The following is a 16,300-nucleotide window of genomic DNA, read 5'->3' on the forward strand; positions in this document are numbered from 1 at the left end:
ACACCGAGTAAACCGAGCATGGCAACACGGAAAAGCGCGGCGAAGAAGCCTGCGAAGGCAGGCGCCGCGGCGGCAAAAAAGAAGGCGGTGACCAAGGCGACGGCTCGCCGTGGTCGCGCCAAGGTCGCGGCCTACGTTCCGGAGGACGAGGAGGTCTCGACGCCGGGCGGCAGCGCGCTCGTCATCGTCGAGTCGCCCGCCAAGGCGAAGACCATCGGGAAGTACCTGGGCCGCGGCTATCGCGTTCGCGCGACGGTCGGGCACATCATGGACTTGCCCGAGAAGAAGCTCGGCATCGACGTGGAGAACGGTTTCGCGCCCGATCTGGTGCCGATTCCGGGCAAAGAAAAAACAATCGCCGAATTGAAGAGCGTGGCGAAGGAAAGCAGCCAGGTCTTCATCGCCACCGACCCGGACCGTGAAGGTGAGGCGATCGCGCAGCACGTCGCGACGCAGATCTCGCCGAAACGCGGCGCGCTCAACGTGCCGATCAAGCGGGTGCTGTTTCACGAGATCACGAAGGACGCCGTGCAGCGCGCGATTCAGAATGCCGGGCAGATCGACAGCAAGAAGGTCGAAGCCCAGCAGGCCCGTCGTGTGCTGGACCGTCTCGTCGGGTACAAGGCCTCGCCGGTGTTGTGGAAGACGGTGAAGAAGGGCCTGTCGGCCGGCCGCGTGCAGACTGTTGCGCTGCGGCTCATCGTCGAACGCGAGCGTGAGATTCGCGCGTTCAAGCCGGTCGAGTACTGGACGATCGAGGCGCAGCTGGAGAAGGACAACCAGCAGTTCACCGCAAAGCTTCATCACATCGACGGCAAGAAGGCCGAGATCGCGAATCAGGCCGAAGCGCAGCGCATTCTCGACGACCTCAAGGGGCGTAAGAGTTTTGACGTTACAGAAGTAAAACGCCGCGAACGCCGCAAGAATCCGTCGGCGCCGTTCACGACCTCGACGCTGCAGCAGGAGGGCGCCAAGAAACTGTCGTTCGGCTCGAAGCGCACCATGCGCGTCGCCCAGGACCTGTACGAAGGCATCGAGCTCGGCGCCGAGGGCGCGGTGGGTCTCATCACCTACATGCGGACCGACTCGACGCGCGTGGCCGAAAGCGCTGCCAGTCAGGCGCGCGACTATCTGCGTACGCTGTTCGGCGAGGAATTCGTCTGCAAGACGCCGCAGCTGTACGGCGGCAGCGAAAAGTCGAAGAATACGCAGGACGCGCACGAGGCGATTCGTCCGACCGATCCCACGCGCCGCCCTGACGCCGTGAAGAAGTTCCTGAGCCCCGACCAGTTCAAGCTCTATCAGCTCGTGTGGCAGCGGTTCATGGCGAGCCAGATGGCGCCGGCGGTCTTCGATACGACCACCGTCGACTTCGACATCCCCGCCGCGTCGCAGCCGGATATCGGCCGTCGCAGCTATCTCTTCCGGGCGACCGGGTCGATCGTGAAGTTCCAGGGCTTCCTGGCGCTCTATAAGGAAGCGCGCGAAGAAGGCGACTCCAAGGCGCTCGAGGACGAGCAGGCGCTGCCCGTCGTCGACGTCGGTGAGAAGGTGCCGTGCAAGGGTATCACGCCGAGCCAGCACTTCACCGAGCCGCCGCCGCGCTTCTCCGAAGCGAGCCTCGTTAAAGAACTCGAACGGCTGGGCATCGGCCGGCCGTCGACGTACGCGTCGATCATCTCGGTGCTCGCCGACCGCCGCTACGTAGAGCTCAACCAGCGCCGCTTCTTCCCCACCGAGCTCGGCGAGTCCGTCGAGAAGGTGATGGTGAAGCAGTTCCCCGACATCTTCAACGTCGACTTCACCTCCGAGATGGAGCAGGAGCTCGACAAGGTCGAAGACGGAGACCTCGGCTGGCAGAAAGTGCTCAAGAACTTCTGGTCGCCGTTCAACTTGCGGCTGGCCAAAGTAGATGCCCCCTCCCTCATCGCCGAGGCCTACGACCTCTCGACGGTGGCGGATGCGCGCTGTCCGGATTGCGGCGGCAAGCTCGAGCCGCGCGGCGGCTTCTTCGGACCGTTCCTCGCCTGCGAGAATCATCCGAAGACCTGCAAGTACACGCGGCCGATCAAGGGCGAGAAGGCCAAGCCGGTGATGACGGAGCACAAATGTCATCTGTGCAGCGCACCGATGGTCATTCGTCAGGGGCGAAGCGGCCAGTTCCTGGGCTGTAGCACGTTCCCGAAGTGTCGCGGCACGCGCTCCATGCCGACCGGCGTCTTCTGTCCGAAGGACGGCGGCGAGCTGGTGGAGCGTCGCTCGCGCAAGCGCGGCACCGCGTTCTACGCGTGCTCGAATGAGGATTGCGATTTCGTGGCGTGGAACAAGCCCGTCGCCGAGAAGTGTCCTGAGTGCGGATACATCGGCGCCGAGATGAAGTCTACGAAAGCGCGCGGCGATTTCCGGAAGTGTCTCAAGTGCGGTAACGAATGGGACGCGCCGAAGACCGACGAGCCGCTCGAGGATGCCGAGGCGCTCGCGGGGTAGCGCTGTCATCCCGCGCTCCGCTCGGGATGACACGCTTCACCGAAGCGGCTTCGCGCGATCGCCTCGCACGAACAGCATACTGCGCCGTTCTCCACCGTCGATGATCTGCACTACGTTCACCTGGTCGTCGAACAGGTCGCAGAGCAGAGAATCGGCGAGTCGCAGCGCGCGCGGCGAACCGTCGAACGTTCCATCGAAGCAAACAAAGACCACGTCTCCGGTGTGGCGCACGCCGCATGAGCGCAGCGCAAGCTGCCTGCCTGCGGCGTCGGTAATCGCGAGCCCCGCCGCGACATAATCCCCACGTGACAGGCGCCGCTTCGCCGCCGCCGTCACATCGTCGGCGAACGCGCGCACGACCGCGCGCACCGAATGCCGCGCCTCGTCCACGGTGAGCTCCGTCATCGTCGTGTGCAGGGGATGCATGCGCGCGACGAGCATCGCGGCGAACGCGAGGCCGATCACCATGGCGCGCGCTCCACCGCCCACCGCGACGCGATGACGAATACGGCGAGCGAAACGCCGACGACGCGTAATCTCAGCGCAGGCCAGCTCGCTCGATGCGCCCGCAATCGCTCGATCACCGCGTCGCAAATCGCCAGAGCCACAGCCGCCGCGAGCAGCACCACGATCTGTCCGGCCTCGATGCCGACGTTGAAGCCGAACAACGGCAGGGCGACGTGATCCACGAACATCGCGCGGAGATAGGTGGCGAACCCGGCGCCATGCACCAGCCCGAACACGCCCGCGAACAGCGGGCGATATCGCCCGCTCCACGGCGCTCGCGCACGATCGCTCACCAGCATGTTCTCGACGCACGTCGCGACGATCGTGAGTGGAATCAGGAACTCGACGACGTTCGAAGGAAGCGTCAACGCGCCGGTCACCGCCAACGCGAGCGTCACCGAGTGGCCGATCGTGAATGCGGTCACGACCCACAGTGCATCGCGGACGTCGCGCCATCGATAGATGGCCGCGAGCGCGAGGAGAAACAGGATGTGGTCCATCGCCTCGACGTCGACGATGTGCCGGAAGCCGAGCTGCATGAATGTGGCGAGTGTGCTCATCGCGCCGCCTCGGTCGTGTTCGAGACGGCTGCCTCGATCGCCGCGGCGTGGCGCGCGAGCAACGGGTCCTTGGTGCCTTGCCCGAGCGCCATGTGAATCGCCGACAATGCTTCGATATCGCGCCCCTGTTTGTGCAGGGACCACGCGAGCAGATCGTACGCGTAAATGTCGCGGCGGCTTTTCATCTCCTTGCGGATGTTGCGCGATACCAATGAGACGCGCCGGTCGTGATCGAGGAGGAACAAACTCCACGCGCGATGATACGCGCCCGGCTGGTGTGACACCGCCACGTCGAGCGCGCGCGCGAACTCGGCCGCCTTCGCCGTATCGCCCAGTGCGGCGTATGCATCGCTGACGATGCCGAGTGTGGCGGGATCCAGGTTCGACGCGATCGAGGCTTCGCCGAAGTGCGCCGCAGCCCGCCAATTACCCCGCGCCGCCGCAAGACGAGCGAGGCCCGCGAGCACACGATAATCGTTCGGGTTTGCGCGCAAACCGGCCTGATATGCGCTGTCGGCGGCGGCGAACTTCTCGTCGCGCAGCTCGATGTCGCCCGCGCGCAGCCAGAACCACGCGACCTGCTCGCGCGGCATACCAGGGGTGCGCTGTGCGGTCGCGAGGGCATCGCGCATGTATCGCCGCGCGGCCTCGGTGTGGCCACGAATCTCCGCCCATCGCGCCAGGCGTGGCGCGACGGCGAGGCTGTGCTTCGCGCTGTCGAGCGAGGCGAAGCCCACCTTCGCTGAGTCATACGCGCCCAATTCCATCTCGATCTCGGCGACCATGGCGCGAAGTGCGGGCGATGATGGTTCGGAGTCGCGGACACGCTTGGCGACGACGAGCGCTTCGTCGAAACGATGCTGCGCGAGCAAAGCCGACGCCAGCACCTGCCGCGCGGCCGCGTTGTGCGTCGACCGATTCGCCAACGAGTGGCGTGCCGCCTGTTCTGCGAGCACGGCGTCGCGTTGATCGCCCGACTGGCGCGCGCGCTCGAGGTACAGCGCGGAGAGATGCGCGAGATCGGCGGCGCCGCTGGGATCGCGCGCGGCGCGCTCGCGGTAGAACAGGATGTCTGCTTCGAGCACGTCGCGTTCACTCGACGTGGCCGCCTGAATGGTTGGCGGACGAACCTGACGCCGTGACGAACATCCGCTCGCGCCCGCGACGCATGCGATTCCCGCCAGCGTCAGCATCGCGAGAAGCGCCCTCCCGTCACGCCGCGGAGACACGAGGGCGATGATCATTTCGGCGAGGCCAGGTAAGGGAATGTCGTGGAGAACGTGCTGTGCGGGCCGACGTTGTCGGTGCAGAGCGGGAGCGCGCCGGGTTTGCACACGGCCTGGGTCGGATCGAGCAGATCGCTGAACGCGGCCGTCAACGCGGTACCCACGGCGTCGTCGGTGAGCTTGCGACCGCCCCATCCGTTCGCGAGCGCCCACGACAACCAACCGGCGGTCGACGCGGCCTTGTCCGTCTGGATGACGAGCATGTCGGGCAGCAGCACCGCGGCGAGCGTGTTCTGCAATGTGGTCGCCTGCGGGCGGAACTGCGCGATGAAGCCTTTGACGCTTGGCGCGAACGTCGCGACATCGTCGGATGGCCCGATCGCGCCATGGAGCGGGTGATCTCGTTTCGTCAGCAGAACTTCGCTGACCAGCGGATTGCCGAGACGCTGGACTTGATCGAACGTCCGCACGCCGGGCGTGCTGGCCGGCGCGGTCGTACCGTTGTCGTCGCCGCACGCGGCGCCGGCGAGCGCCAAGCCTGCGCAGATGAGGCCAAGGCGACGGCCGAATCGGGCGATATTTACAAACATGAATGAGTACCCTGGAATGAGTTCGGTGGCGTCAACGGCTGATCGTGCCCCACACGCCGAGCTTGGCGTTGCCGCCGGCGGTGAGCGTCGACGCCGGGAGCTCGATGACGATCGAGAGCACGTTGAATCCCTTCACGAAGTCCACCGCGGCCGTGGCGGAACGGAACGTCGTGGCGCTCGGCGAGTCTGGAATGGACGAGAGCGGCCCGGTCGATGGCTTGCGATCCGGCAGCACGCGGAAAAACTGCTCGAGATCGATGAAGAACGGATCCTCGCGTGCGCCGGCGAACACCTGCATGCCGTTCGGCCCGGTCAGCACGGTGTTGACCTTGCCGGTGACGACCGGGGTCGACGTCGAGATGGTGTTGCCCATCGAGCCAACGACGTCCGGCGCAACCGGACCGCGTACTTCGACGGTTTGATTCGCGCCGGTGCCGCTGAACGTCACCTGAATGACACGATCTTCCTTCGCGTCGCCGGTGTTGTCGATCTTGAACTGATACAGCAGGTTCGGATCGAAGCTTGTATTCGGCGTTTGTGCCGGCGTCAGAAACGCCCAGCTGTTCATGACCAGGACGACGCTGTTCGTGCTCGCGCCGGGGAACGCATAGACGTCCGTCATGTCCATCGACGGATTGAGCTCGACCAACGGATTGTCCTGGTGATCGGATGCGCGCGCGACACCGATGCCGGTGATGCCGGTGGCGACGAGCGCGCCCGCGACGATCAACGCAGCGATCGTCCGCCGGGGTGTAACGAGGGTGCGGAAACGCATAAGGGCTCTCGTGACTGAAAGGTCAGCACACGACGAGCCCTCGTTGGCCGCATCCGCATGCACCCGGCACTCGGCCGAGTGCTGCTGTTACGCCCGCGCCGGGCGATCGGATTTACGGCAGTTTCAGCGAACCATTGACGAGCACCGGCGTCGTGCTGTTCGTGAACGAGCCGTTGCCCAGCTGTCCGGAGAAGTTGTTGCCCCAGCAGAAGAGCTGAGACGCTGTGTTGATGGCGCATGTGTTTGCGTCGCCGACGTCGAGCATCTTCACGTTCGATATGCCCGGTACTTTGACCGGCGTGTACGCGCACGTCTCGCTCTGCGTCGTGCCGGAGGCGTTGATGCATCCGTCCGTCGAAGTGACCGCACCAAGCTCGCCGTGGCTGTTCAATCCCCAACAATAGACGTCGCCGGGGCCCGTGATGCCGCACGTGTGCGAGAAGATGTCGTTCGCGCGGGTGGCGCGGAGGAGCGTGAACTTCTGGTTCGTCACGACCGCCGTGGGCGACAGATGGAACGACGACGTACCGTCGCCGAGCTGCCCGGAGAAGTTGTTGCCCCAGCAATAGGCGGTGCCGTCGGTCGCCAATCCACACGTATGCACGGAACCCGACGCGAGCGATGCGAACGCAACGTTTCCCGAGATTCTCCGCGGCGTCGCGCTGAGCTGTGTGTTCGTTTCGCCGGTCGCCAACTCGGCGTACTGATTGTCGCCCCAGCAATACGTGTCGCCCGAGAGGAGGATTCCGCAGGCGTGCCAGAAGCCGGCGGAGATCTGGCGGAACTGCAAGTTTCCGGGAATGACCACCGGTGCGGTGCGTTTCAGTGTGTCGCCGGCGCCGAGCTGTCCTCGGCCGTTTTCGCCCCAGCAGTACGCCGTTCCGGCGCTCGAGAGTCCGCAGCCAAACTTTCTGCCGACCGTGATCGACACGAGCGGAACCGGTACCGCGACACGCGACGGTGTCGTGACGATCGCGCCGGTGACGCCCGGCTGGTTGGGATCCTCGCCCCAGCACCACACGGCACCGTTCTGATTCAGGCCGCACGCGGTGAGGCTGCCCGCCGAGATCGCGACGAACGAATGGCCGCCCGCGAGCGGCGATGGGATGCTCTTGTTCGTGGTCGATGAGTCGCCGAGCTGTCCCTGCGCGTCGTTGCCCCAGCAGAACGGGACGGCGGTGGCCGTGACGACGCACACGAAGCTCGAGCCGACCGCGAGAGAAGTCGCCGTCGTCGGGGTGACGCCGCGAAAGCCTCCGGGCGCGGTCGAATCACTTCCGCAGGCGGATAGCAAGGCGGCGACGGCGAGCAGGGCGACGGGAAGGAGCTTGCGCACGATGACGATCCTTGGAATGGGTGCCGGAGCACGTACTTTTCTATGGCGTAGCGTTCCGTCGGTCAAGAGTGAATGCTGCTCCCAGCTGTTCCTCGTCTCGTTCCTATTCGTGAGCGATCGCCATGCGATTTCGACACGCTCTTGTCCTGCTGCTCTCCGCTCTCGCGCCCGTGTTCGCCGGGGCGGCGCATGCGCAAACCATTGCGCCGCGTCTTTCCGACAAGGAGCTCTGGCAGCTCAACACCGACTTCTCGGAGCCGAACGGGTATTTCCGCTCCGACAATTTCCTTTCAAATGAGACGGGATTTCAGTGGGTGATTCCCGAGTTGAAGCGGCGCATTCCGCCCGGCGGCGTGTACCTCGGCGTCGGGCCCGAGCAGAATTTCACGTACATCGTGGCGTTGCAGCCGAAGATCGCGTTCATCTTCGACATCCGGCGCGGCAACATGATCGCCCACCTGATGTACAAGGCCCTGTTTGAAACCTCAGCGGATCGCGCGGAGTTCCTGTCGAAGTTGTTCTCGCGTCCGCGGCCGTCGGGGCTGGATACGGCTTCGACGCCCGCGCAGCTGTTTGCCGCGTACGCCGCGGCGACGCCCGACAGTGCGCTCTTTCGGCGTCAGCTCGCCGAGATAAAATCGTATCTCACGAAGACGCACGGCTTCGTGATGAACGACAGCGACAGCAAATTGATGGACTACACCTACGGCGCGTTTTTCGGCGGCGGCCCGGAGATCAGCTACAACTATCCGAATCGATTTGGCGGCGGCGGCTTCGGCCGGGGCGGCATGCCCACCTACGCCACCCTGCAGCAGGCGACCGATTCGGCTGGAAGGAATTGGGCGTATCTCGCCACCGAAGCCAATTTCCGGTGGTTAAAAGATTTTGAATCAAAGAATCTGCTCGTCCCGATCGTCGCCGATTTCGCCGGACCCAAGGCCATCCGCTCGGTGGGCCAGTATCTCAAGGACCACCATGCGATCGCATCGGCGTTCTATACCTCGAACGTCGAGCAGTATCTGTGGCAGCAGCGCGACGACGCGCAGCGGTTCTATCGCAACGTCGCGACGCTGCCGCTCGACTCGACGAGCACCTTCATTCGCTCGATCGGCGGCGGCTTTCGCGGATACAACTATCCGGTCGCGTCGCCGCAGGCGCGCCTGGGCGGCCGGCTGCCCTCGGTGATCTGCTCGATCGACGACCTGCTCAAGGCCTTCACTGAAGGCCACCTCACCAGCTACGGCGATGTGATCGCATTGTCGAAGTAGCCGGATGACTTCCCCCATTCACATCGTCGGCGGCGGCCTCGCCGGCAGCGAAGCCGCCTGGCAGCTCGCCGAACGCGGCTACGACGTCGTGATCCACGAGATGCGCGGAGTGCGCGGCACGCCCGCGCACAAGACGGATCGCCTCGCGGAGCTCGTGTGCTCGAACACGTTCAAGAGCACCGAAACCTCGAACGCGCACGGACTCCTCAAGGCGGAAATGCGCCTGCTCGGCTCCGTGGTGCTGACGGCGGCCGACGAAGCACGCGTGCCCGGCGGTAGCGCCCTGACGGTCGATCGCGACGTATTCTCGGCCGGTGTACACGCACGATTGACGTCGCATCCGCGCGTAACGGTCGCGCGCGAAGAAATGACGGAACTGCCAAATCCCGGCATCATCGCGACCGGCCCGCTCACCTCCGACGCGCTCGCCGCGGCCATTCGCGCTCGACTTGGGCTCGAGTCGCTCGCGTTCTATGACGCCATCGCACCGATCGTGTCGCGCGAGTCGATCGACGACTCGATCGTGTTTCGAGCGTCGCGATATGGCAAGGAAACCATGGACGACGCCGGAGAAGAGGGCGCATACCTCAACTGCCCCTTCACGCGCGAGCAGTACGAAGCCTTTCTTGACGCACTGATCGCGGCCGACCAGCATCACGGCCACGAGTTCGACGAAGTGCCATACTTCGAGGGCTGCATGCCCGCGGAAGAGATGGCGAAGCGCGGACGCGAGACGCTGCGTTTCGGGCCGATGAAACCCGTCGGCCTTCGCGATCCCCGCACCGGCCGCGACGCGCACGCGATCGTGCAGCTCCGCATGGAGGATCGCGCCGGGCAGATGTGGAACATCGTCGGATTTCAAACCCGGCTTCGTATTCCCGAGCAGCAGCGCGTGTTCCGCCTGATTCCGGGTTTAGAGAACGCTGAATTCCTGCGCTTCGGCTCGATTCACCGGAACTCGTACATCAACTCACCGGCATCGCTGTCATCGCATCTCGCGCTCCGCGACGCGCCAACGACGCTGTTCGCCGGCCAGCTCACCGGCGTCGAGGGGTACACGGAAAGCACCGCGACGGGGCTCATCGCGGGCATCAACCTGGCGCGCATGCTGGAAGGGCAAGACCCCGTCGTCCCTCCGCCGACCACCATGCTCGGCGCCCTCTACCGCTATTTGCGCGAGGCCGATCCCAAGCACTTTCAGCCGATGAACGCCAACTTCGGGCTGGTCGAAGAATTGGGCGAGCGGGTGAAGGACAAGCGGATAAAGCGCGAGAAAATCGCCGAGCGGGCGCTCGCCGAGATGCAGTCCTTCGCGGGTCAGGTTGCGTGAACGGCGACGTTCGCGACTACCTCGACCACTTGGCGAAAGAGCGCGACGTCTCGCCGAACACCGTTCGCGCCTACACGCGCGACCTCGCGGACTTCGTCGAATTTCTGACGCGCTACTATGGCGGCGCCGAGTGGAGCTGGCAGGGCGTCGATCGCCTGGCGATGCGCGGGTTCCTTGGCCACCTCTCTCGCCGCGGCCTCGGCAAGCGATCGATGGCGCGCACGCTCTCCGCCGTGCGCAGCTTCTATAGATATCTTCATCGTAACGAGATCGTGGACACCAATCCGGCGCGCGCCGTCGGTGCGCCCAAATTGGAGAAATACCTCCCGGGCTATCTCGATCGCGCGCAGATCGATCTGCTCTTTCAGATGGCCGAAGCGCGCGCGTGGGAAGGAAAGTTCGTCGACGTGCGCAACCTTGCGATCCTCGAGCTCTTTTACTCTACGGGAATGCGTCTGTCGGAGCTGCAGTCGCTGAGCCGCGGCGATCTCGACATGGTGACGCAGCAGGTGAAGGTGCGAGGGAAGGGCAGAAAGGAACGGATCATCCCCGTCGGCGATCACGCCGTGCTCGCATTACGAAACTATGAAGCGAAGCGCGACGAGCTGCTGCGGTCGCTTGGGCCGAAGGCCGATCGATCGGCGATTTTTCTCGGCCGGACCGGACGGCGCATCGGCGTCCGCGCGGTGCAAAAGGTCGTCGGTGCGTTCCTCGAGCAGATTGACGAGGACGCCGGGCTCAGCGTGCACTCGTTGCGCCACACCTTCGCCACGCATCTCCTCGACGCCGGGGCCGATTTGCGCGCCGTGCAGGAATTGCTGGGTCATGCATCGATCTCGACGACCCAGATCTACACACACACCAGCATCGAGCGGCTGAAGCAGGTTTACCAGAAGGCTCATCCACGAGCGTGATCGGGCGTGAATTCTGCCTAGCTCGGTAGCATGGGTAGCGTGCTCCAGCTGGAGACCATTCCGCTCGTCCTCGGCGTCCTCGTCGGACTGCTCGGCCTTGGGCTGATATTCGATGCATGGACTCCCGACGAGATCATCGTAAAGCGCGAGCGCCGCCGGCGTCCGCGTGCCGAGCGCAGCCGTGGTGGCGAGACGATGATTGGGCTTGGCGTACTGGCGATGGCGGCTGCATTTGCCGGGCGCGACACGTGGCGCTACTCCGTCGTCGCCGTGATCGCGGGGACCGTCATGCTTCTCTTGGGCGTGATCGCGAATCGCCGGTACCTGGCAGAGGCCATCTTGCACCGCGGGTCGCTCCGCCGGCGTCCGCCGACGGGTGCCCCACAGCAGCGTACGCCGCCAGACACAGTTTGAGATTTTGCGTGCAAGGTAAATCAAGCGCTTGAGTTCCAAGGTCTTCGTGCCGACGATGGAAACCAACAGTCCGCGACGCTGCGTCTGTGTGTTGAGTGACCGGGTGAACGACCGATCATCCGCCAGTTGAGCCAGGCAAGCGTCAAGGACGGCGTCGAGCAGTAGCACCCGCTCCGCCCGACGTCGCCTGCGAGTCCAGCCACCAGCGGTCCGCCGGAAAAGAGCAGTGGTTCCACCCATCCGAATGCGTTCGGGGGTTCGCGCACATCCGGCGGCTTCCTCGTAACGCGGCGTTTGTCGTTACCGCACAATTCCCATCACAGGATCTTCTTTATGACAGCAACACCATCGTGGACCGCGCGCCGTTCGCTGCGCACCACGTTTGCCGTGCTCGCTGCGTTCGTTCTGCCGGCCGCGCTCCGCGCGCAGGCCGTCGTCAGCGGAAAGGTCGCGGCGCAAGGACAGCCGCTCGTTGACGCGCGCGTGCTGGTGCGCGGAACGAGCCGCGTCGCCATCACGAACGCCGCGGGCGAATACGTCATTCGCAACGCACCCGCCGGCACGCAGACGCTCGAAGTGTTGCGCGTCGGCTACCGTGCACAGACGGCCACGGTCGCGCTGACCGCGGGCCAGACCACCACCGCGAATTTCGCGATGGACGTCGCGATCGTGCAGCTGCAGGACGTCGTCACGACGGCGACCGGTCAGCAGCGCCGAGTCGAGTTGGGCAATGCCATCACGACGATGGGCGACGTGGCAAAGACGGTGGAAACGCAACCGGTGCGCAATGTCGCTGATCTGCTCGTGGCGAAAGCCGCCGGTGTCTCGGTTCTGCCGGGCAATGAGACGGGCTCGAGTCCGGTCGTTCGCATTCGTGGAACGAACTCGCTCTCGCTCAACAACGCGCCGATCTATGTGATCGACGGCGTGCGCATGATTTCCACGTCGGTCGGCGTGCCGACGGGCGGCACGACGACGAGCTTCCTCAACGATCTCAATCCCGAGGACATCGAGGACATCGAGATCGTGAAGGGCCCCTCGGCGGCCACGCTGTACGGCACCGATGCCGCGAACGGCGTGATCGTCATCAGCACGAAGAAGGGCCGCGCGGGTTCCACGCGTTGGACCTGGTACGGTGAAGGCGGCGCGGTGCGCGATCGCAATGACTACGCGTCGACGTACGCCGTTTTCGGTCGCGATGCCAAAGGCGCCGTGACGCGCTGCGTGCTCGAGACGATCGCCAACAAGACGTGCGTTGCCGACAGCACGACCTCAGTGAACATGCTCACCGATCCGACGCTTTCGCCGATTCACGCGGGCCATCGCGATCAGTACGGTTTGAACTTGAGCGGCGGATCGGATGCCGTTCGCTTCTTCGTCAGCGGCGATCTCGAGAACGAGATCGGCCCGATCAAGATGCCGGCGTTCGCGCAGGCGTATCTCGACTCCGCCGGCGATCCGGCCCGCAACGAAGAGATCTATCCCGAGGCGTTCCAGCGGCAGACGGTGCGCGCGAACATCAACGCTGCCGTTTCGCCCAAGTTCGACTTGAGTGCCAACTCGGGCTGGACGAATCGCGCGCAGCGTTTGCCGCAGACAGACAACAATCCGATCTCGGTCTTCGCGACCGCGATGAAGAATCCGGGTTTCACGCCGAACTATGCGTTGTGCAGCAAGACACCGGTCTCGTGCCTCGGATACAGCGACATCGGCAGCCTCGGCGAAGAGATGCGCGGCTACTCGTCGTACATCCCGGCGCAGACGTTTCAGGACAAGATGCAGGAGAACGTGCAGCGCTTTACCGGCGACGTCGACGCGAACTGGCGTCCGTTCAGCTGGATGCAGAACGAAGGCTCGGTGGGCCTCGACATGGCGGATCGCGAGAACTGGGAGCTGTGCCGTCTCAATCAGTGTCCCAACTCGGGCACCACGCGACAGGGGTACGTGACCGACCAGCGCGGCAACAACCGCAACTTCTCCGCGAAGCTCGTCAGCAACAACACGTGGCAGGCAAAGCAGTGGATGAATCTCAAGAGCACCGTCGGCGCCGACTACAACAACGTCGAAAGCGATTTCGTCGCGTCGAGCGGCACGAACCTGCCGCCGGGCGCGCAGAACGTTGCCCAAGCCGCGGTGAAGACCGGTTCCAACCAGCTCGAGACCGTCAATAGGACGCTCGGCCTATACGCGCAGGAGCAGGCCAGCGTACGTGATCGGTTGTTCGTGACGGCCGCGGTGCGCACGGACCAGAACAGCGCGTTCGGCACGCAGTTCCAGCGCGTGTTCTATCCGAAGCTCAGCGCGTCGTGGATCGTGTCGGACGAAGATTTCTTCCCGCGCGTTCGCTGGCTCGATCAGCTGCGCCTGCGGAGCGCGTACGGCGCATCGGGTGTTCAGCCTGGAGCGACGACCGCATTGCAGACGTTCGCCGCGATCACGCGCGCGATCGACACAAAGACGCCAGGCAGCGCGAGCTGCGGTACCTCTACGTGCGACACGCCATCGCTGCAACCCAATCTGATCGGCAACCCGAACCTCAAGCCGGAGACGTCTGCCGAGTTCGAGGGTGGATTCGAGTCGCGGATGTTCGATAGCCGCGCGACGATCGACTTCACGTACTACCACAAGAAGACGCACGACGCGTTGATCTCGCAGCCGATCGCGGGTTCCGCGGCGCCGTCGGCGTTGAGCGTCACGCGCAATCTCGGCTCGATCATGAACCAGGGCGTCGAGGCGATGGTCAACCTCACGCTCGTCGATCGTCACGGCTTCGGCTGGGACGTGACGATGAACGGCTCGCACAACTCGAACAAGATCCTCTCGCTTGGGCACGATGCGACGGGCAAGGCGAATCCCACGATTCTCGTGAACTCGCTCGTGAAGGATTCCGTCGGTCTGCCGGCCAACGCCTGGTTCTTCGTGCCATACACGTTCGCGGATAAGAACAATGACGGTCTGATCGACGACAGCGAAGTGAGCGTCGCGTCGAGCGCCGTGTACATGGGCTACTCGCAGCCGCGCGACATCTTCTCGATTCAGAACGGCTTTGACCTGTTCAACCACACGCTGCGCCTGTCGGCGCTCGTCGACTACAAGGGCGGTTACAGCCTGTACAACAACACCATTCAGTTCTACTGCTCCAACCAGCCGACTTGCTACGAGGAGACGAACGCGAGCGCGCCGCTGTGGCGCCAGGCGCGCGTCATCGCGCAGCGGTACACGACGCCGGTCAAGACCACGGCGGGCTATCTCGAGAACGGCCAGTTCTGGCGTCTCCGCGAAGTGTCGGCGGTCGTGAACCTGCCGGCCGCGGCCGTGTCGCGCATTCGTGCGCGCGATGCCAGCCTCGCGTTCACCGGCCGCAATCTCCACCTGTGGACGAAGTACACCGGTGTGGATCCCGAATCGAACTACTCGACCTCCGACATTCAGACGGATTTCGAGACGGCCGCACCGCCGACGTACTTCATGGTTCGCCTGAACCTCCACTACTGATATTGAGGATAGTGTAATGTATAAATACTCAACACGGTGCTGGCGGGTCGCCGCCGGTCTGGGGTTGCTGGCCACGGTGGCCTGTAACCCGAAAGACGAGCTGCTCTCGCCGCAGCAGCCGAACGTGATCAGCCCGGCGGACGTCGGCAGCGCCACGGGGGCCGAAGGCCTGTACAACGGCGCCGTCGGAAATTTCTACCGCGCGCTGCTCGGCGGAAACACGAACACCGAGACGATCTGGCAGTTCTCAGGGCTGTTCGCCGACGAATTCCGTTCGTCGGACACGTTCTCGCAGCGCAACGACGCCGATCAGCGTGTGACGCAGACGAACGACGCGGTGCTGGGACCAGTGTACAACACCTTGCAGCAGTCGCGCGGCTTTGCGCGCGCGGCGCTTCAGTACCTGCGCCAGTACGAGCCAGGAAGCTCGAGCGCGCATCAGGCGGAGATGTACTTCATCATCGCGTTCAGCGAGATGCAGCTCGGCGAGGATTTCTGTAACGGGATTCCGCTGGGTGAAACCGTCGACGGTCTTCCGCGGTACACCGCGCCGCTCTCGACGGCGGACGTGTTCGCCGCGGCGCTCGCGCGCACCGACAGCGGCCTCACGCTGCTCGGTACCGCGTCGGATGCGGCGTCGAATCAGGTTCGCAACGCGCTGCTCGTCGCGAAGGGGCGTCTTCAGACCGACCTCGGCCAGTTTGCCGCGGCCGCGACGACGGTCGCCTCGGTGCCGGTCGGCTTCCAGTACGCCGCGCAGTATTCGCAGACGTCGATCGACAATGCGTGGTGGGTGATGAACACGAGCGGCAAACGCTACTCGGTGGGCGATAGCGTCGACGCGACGGGCACGGTCAAGAATGCGCTGCCGTTCGTCTCGGCGAAGGATCCGCGCGTGCCGGCCACGAGGCCGACGCCAACGGCGAACGGACAGGACGGCATCACGCCGTTCTTCCAACAAGGTATTTGGAATCGTGACGATCCGGTCGCGATCGTCGACGGGCTCGACGCTCAATTGATAGGCGCGGAAGCCAAGCTCAACGCCGGCGATCGCGCGGGCATGGCGACGGTGCTGAATGCATTGCGCGCGGCACCCCCCACGCAGGGCATCTTCAAGCCCGCTGGCACGCTTGCCCCGCTCGCGACGCCCGCGTCGAACGACGCTGCAGTGACGCTGTTCTTCCGCGAGAAGGCGTTCTGGACGTTTGGCCGCGGTCAGCGGCTGGGCGATCTTCGTCGCCAGGTTCGCCAGTATGGGCGCGCCGTGGAGCAGGTCTATCCGACCGGCAATTACTTCAAGAATGGCAAGTACGGGGCAGAGATGTTCTTCCCCGTGCCGGACGTGGAGAAGAGCAATCCGCAGTTTACGGGGTGTCTGGATCAAAATCCGTAGGCGGT

12 protein-coding genes and 1 pseudogene are annotated in these 16,300 nt (G+C 64.4%); 7 read left to right on the forward strand and 6 right to left on the reverse strand.

The annotated features are described in order from the left end of the window. The first annotated feature begins 18 nt into the window (after positions 1 to 18). Positions 19 to 2,487, forward strand: coding sequence for a type I DNA topoisomerase (gene topA, locus VN706_22800; GenBank protein ID HXT18475.1), 2,469 nt, complete (start codon positions 19 to 21; stop codon positions 2,485 to 2,487). A gap of 36 nt (positions 2,488 to 2,523) precedes the next feature. On the opposite strand, the gene VN706_22805 is transcribed toward topA, so the two are convergent. From VN706_22805 to VN706_22830, 6 genes are all read right to left on the reverse strand, one after another. Next, a complete protein-coding gene (locus VN706_22805; protein ID HXT18476.1) occupies positions 2,524 to 2,955 on the reverse strand; it encodes a DUF6702 family protein in 432 nt (143 codons plus the stop codon). Next, positions 2,949 to 3,554, reverse strand: coding sequence for a HupE/UreJ family protein (locus VN706_22810; protein ID HXT18477.1), 606 nt, complete (start codon positions 3,552 to 3,554; stop codon positions 2,949 to 2,951). Before VN706_22810 ends, VN706_22805 begins: the two co-directional genes overlap by 7 nt. Continuing rightward, complete coding sequence (locus VN706_22815) at positions 3,551 to 4,798, reverse strand: tetratricopeptide repeat protein (protein HXT18478.1); 1,248 nt, start codon at positions 4,796 to 4,798, stop codon at positions 3,551 to 3,553. The genes VN706_22810 and VN706_22815 overlap by 4 nt, the downstream gene beginning before the upstream one ends. After that, positions 4,795 to 5,370, reverse strand: coding sequence for a DUF4331 family protein (locus tag VN706_22820; protein HXT18479.1), 576 nt, complete (start codon positions 5,368 to 5,370; stop codon positions 4,795 to 4,797). Before VN706_22820 ends, VN706_22815 begins: the two co-directional genes overlap by 4 nt. A 31-nt stretch (positions 5,371 to 5,401) precedes the next feature. After that, entirely contained in the window at positions 5,402 to 6,145 is a 744-nt protein-coding gene (locus VN706_22825) for a DUF4331 family protein (GenBank protein ID HXT18480.1), read from the reverse strand. Positions 6,146 to 6,257: 112 nt separating this feature from the next. Beyond that, the gene (locus VN706_22830; GenBank protein HXT18481.1) at positions 6,258 to 7,481 is read right to left on the reverse strand and encodes a hypothetical protein; all 1,224 of its coding nucleotides are present in this window, start codon (positions 7,479 to 7,481) and stop codon (positions 6,258 to 6,260) included. 122 nt (positions 7,482 to 7,603) lie between these two features. Between VN706_22830 and VN706_22835 the strand changes: the two genes are divergently transcribed. From VN706_22835 to VN706_22860, 6 genes and pseudogenes are all read left to right on the forward strand, one after another. Further along, a complete protein-coding gene (locus VN706_22835; protein HXT18482.1) occupies positions 7,604 to 8,749 on the forward strand; it encodes a hypothetical protein in 1,146 nt (381 codons plus the stop codon). A gap of 4 nt (positions 8,750 to 8,753) precedes the next feature. Further along, positions 8,754 to 10,079 (forward strand): methylenetetrahydrofolate--tRNA-(uracil(54)-C(5))-methyltransferase (FADH(2)-oxidizing) TrmFO, encoded by a 1,326-nt coding sequence (trmFO, locus tag VN706_22840; GenBank protein HXT18483.1) that lies wholly within the window; start codon positions 8,754 to 8,756, stop codon positions 10,077 to 10,079. 17 nt (positions 10,080 to 10,096) lie between these two features. Beyond that, positions 10,097 to 10,993, forward strand: a pseudogene (locus VN706_22845) (tyrosine recombinase XerC). Between the two features lie 30 nt (positions 10,994 to 11,023). Then, positions 11,024 to 11,407, forward strand: coding sequence for a hypothetical protein (locus tag VN706_22850; GenBank protein HXT18484.1), 384 nt, complete (start codon positions 11,024 to 11,026; stop codon positions 11,405 to 11,407). Positions 11,408 to 11,740: 333 nt separating this feature from the next. Then, a complete protein-coding gene (locus VN706_22855; protein HXT18485.1) occupies positions 11,741 to 14,902 on the forward strand; it encodes a SusC/RagA family TonB-linked outer membrane protein in 3,162 nt (1,053 codons plus the stop codon). A gap of 16 nt (positions 14,903 to 14,918) precedes the next feature. Next, positions 14,919 to 16,295, forward strand: coding sequence for a hypothetical protein (locus VN706_22860; GenBank protein ID HXT18486.1), 1,377 nt, complete (start codon positions 14,919 to 14,921; stop codon positions 16,293 to 16,295). Positions 16,296 to 16,300: the final 5 nt, after the last annotated feature.

It is taken from the genome of Gemmatimonadaceae bacterium (genome assembly GCA_035606695.1).
GTDB lineage: Bacteria > Gemmatimonadota > Gemmatimonadetes > Gemmatimonadales > Gemmatimonadaceae > JAQBQB01.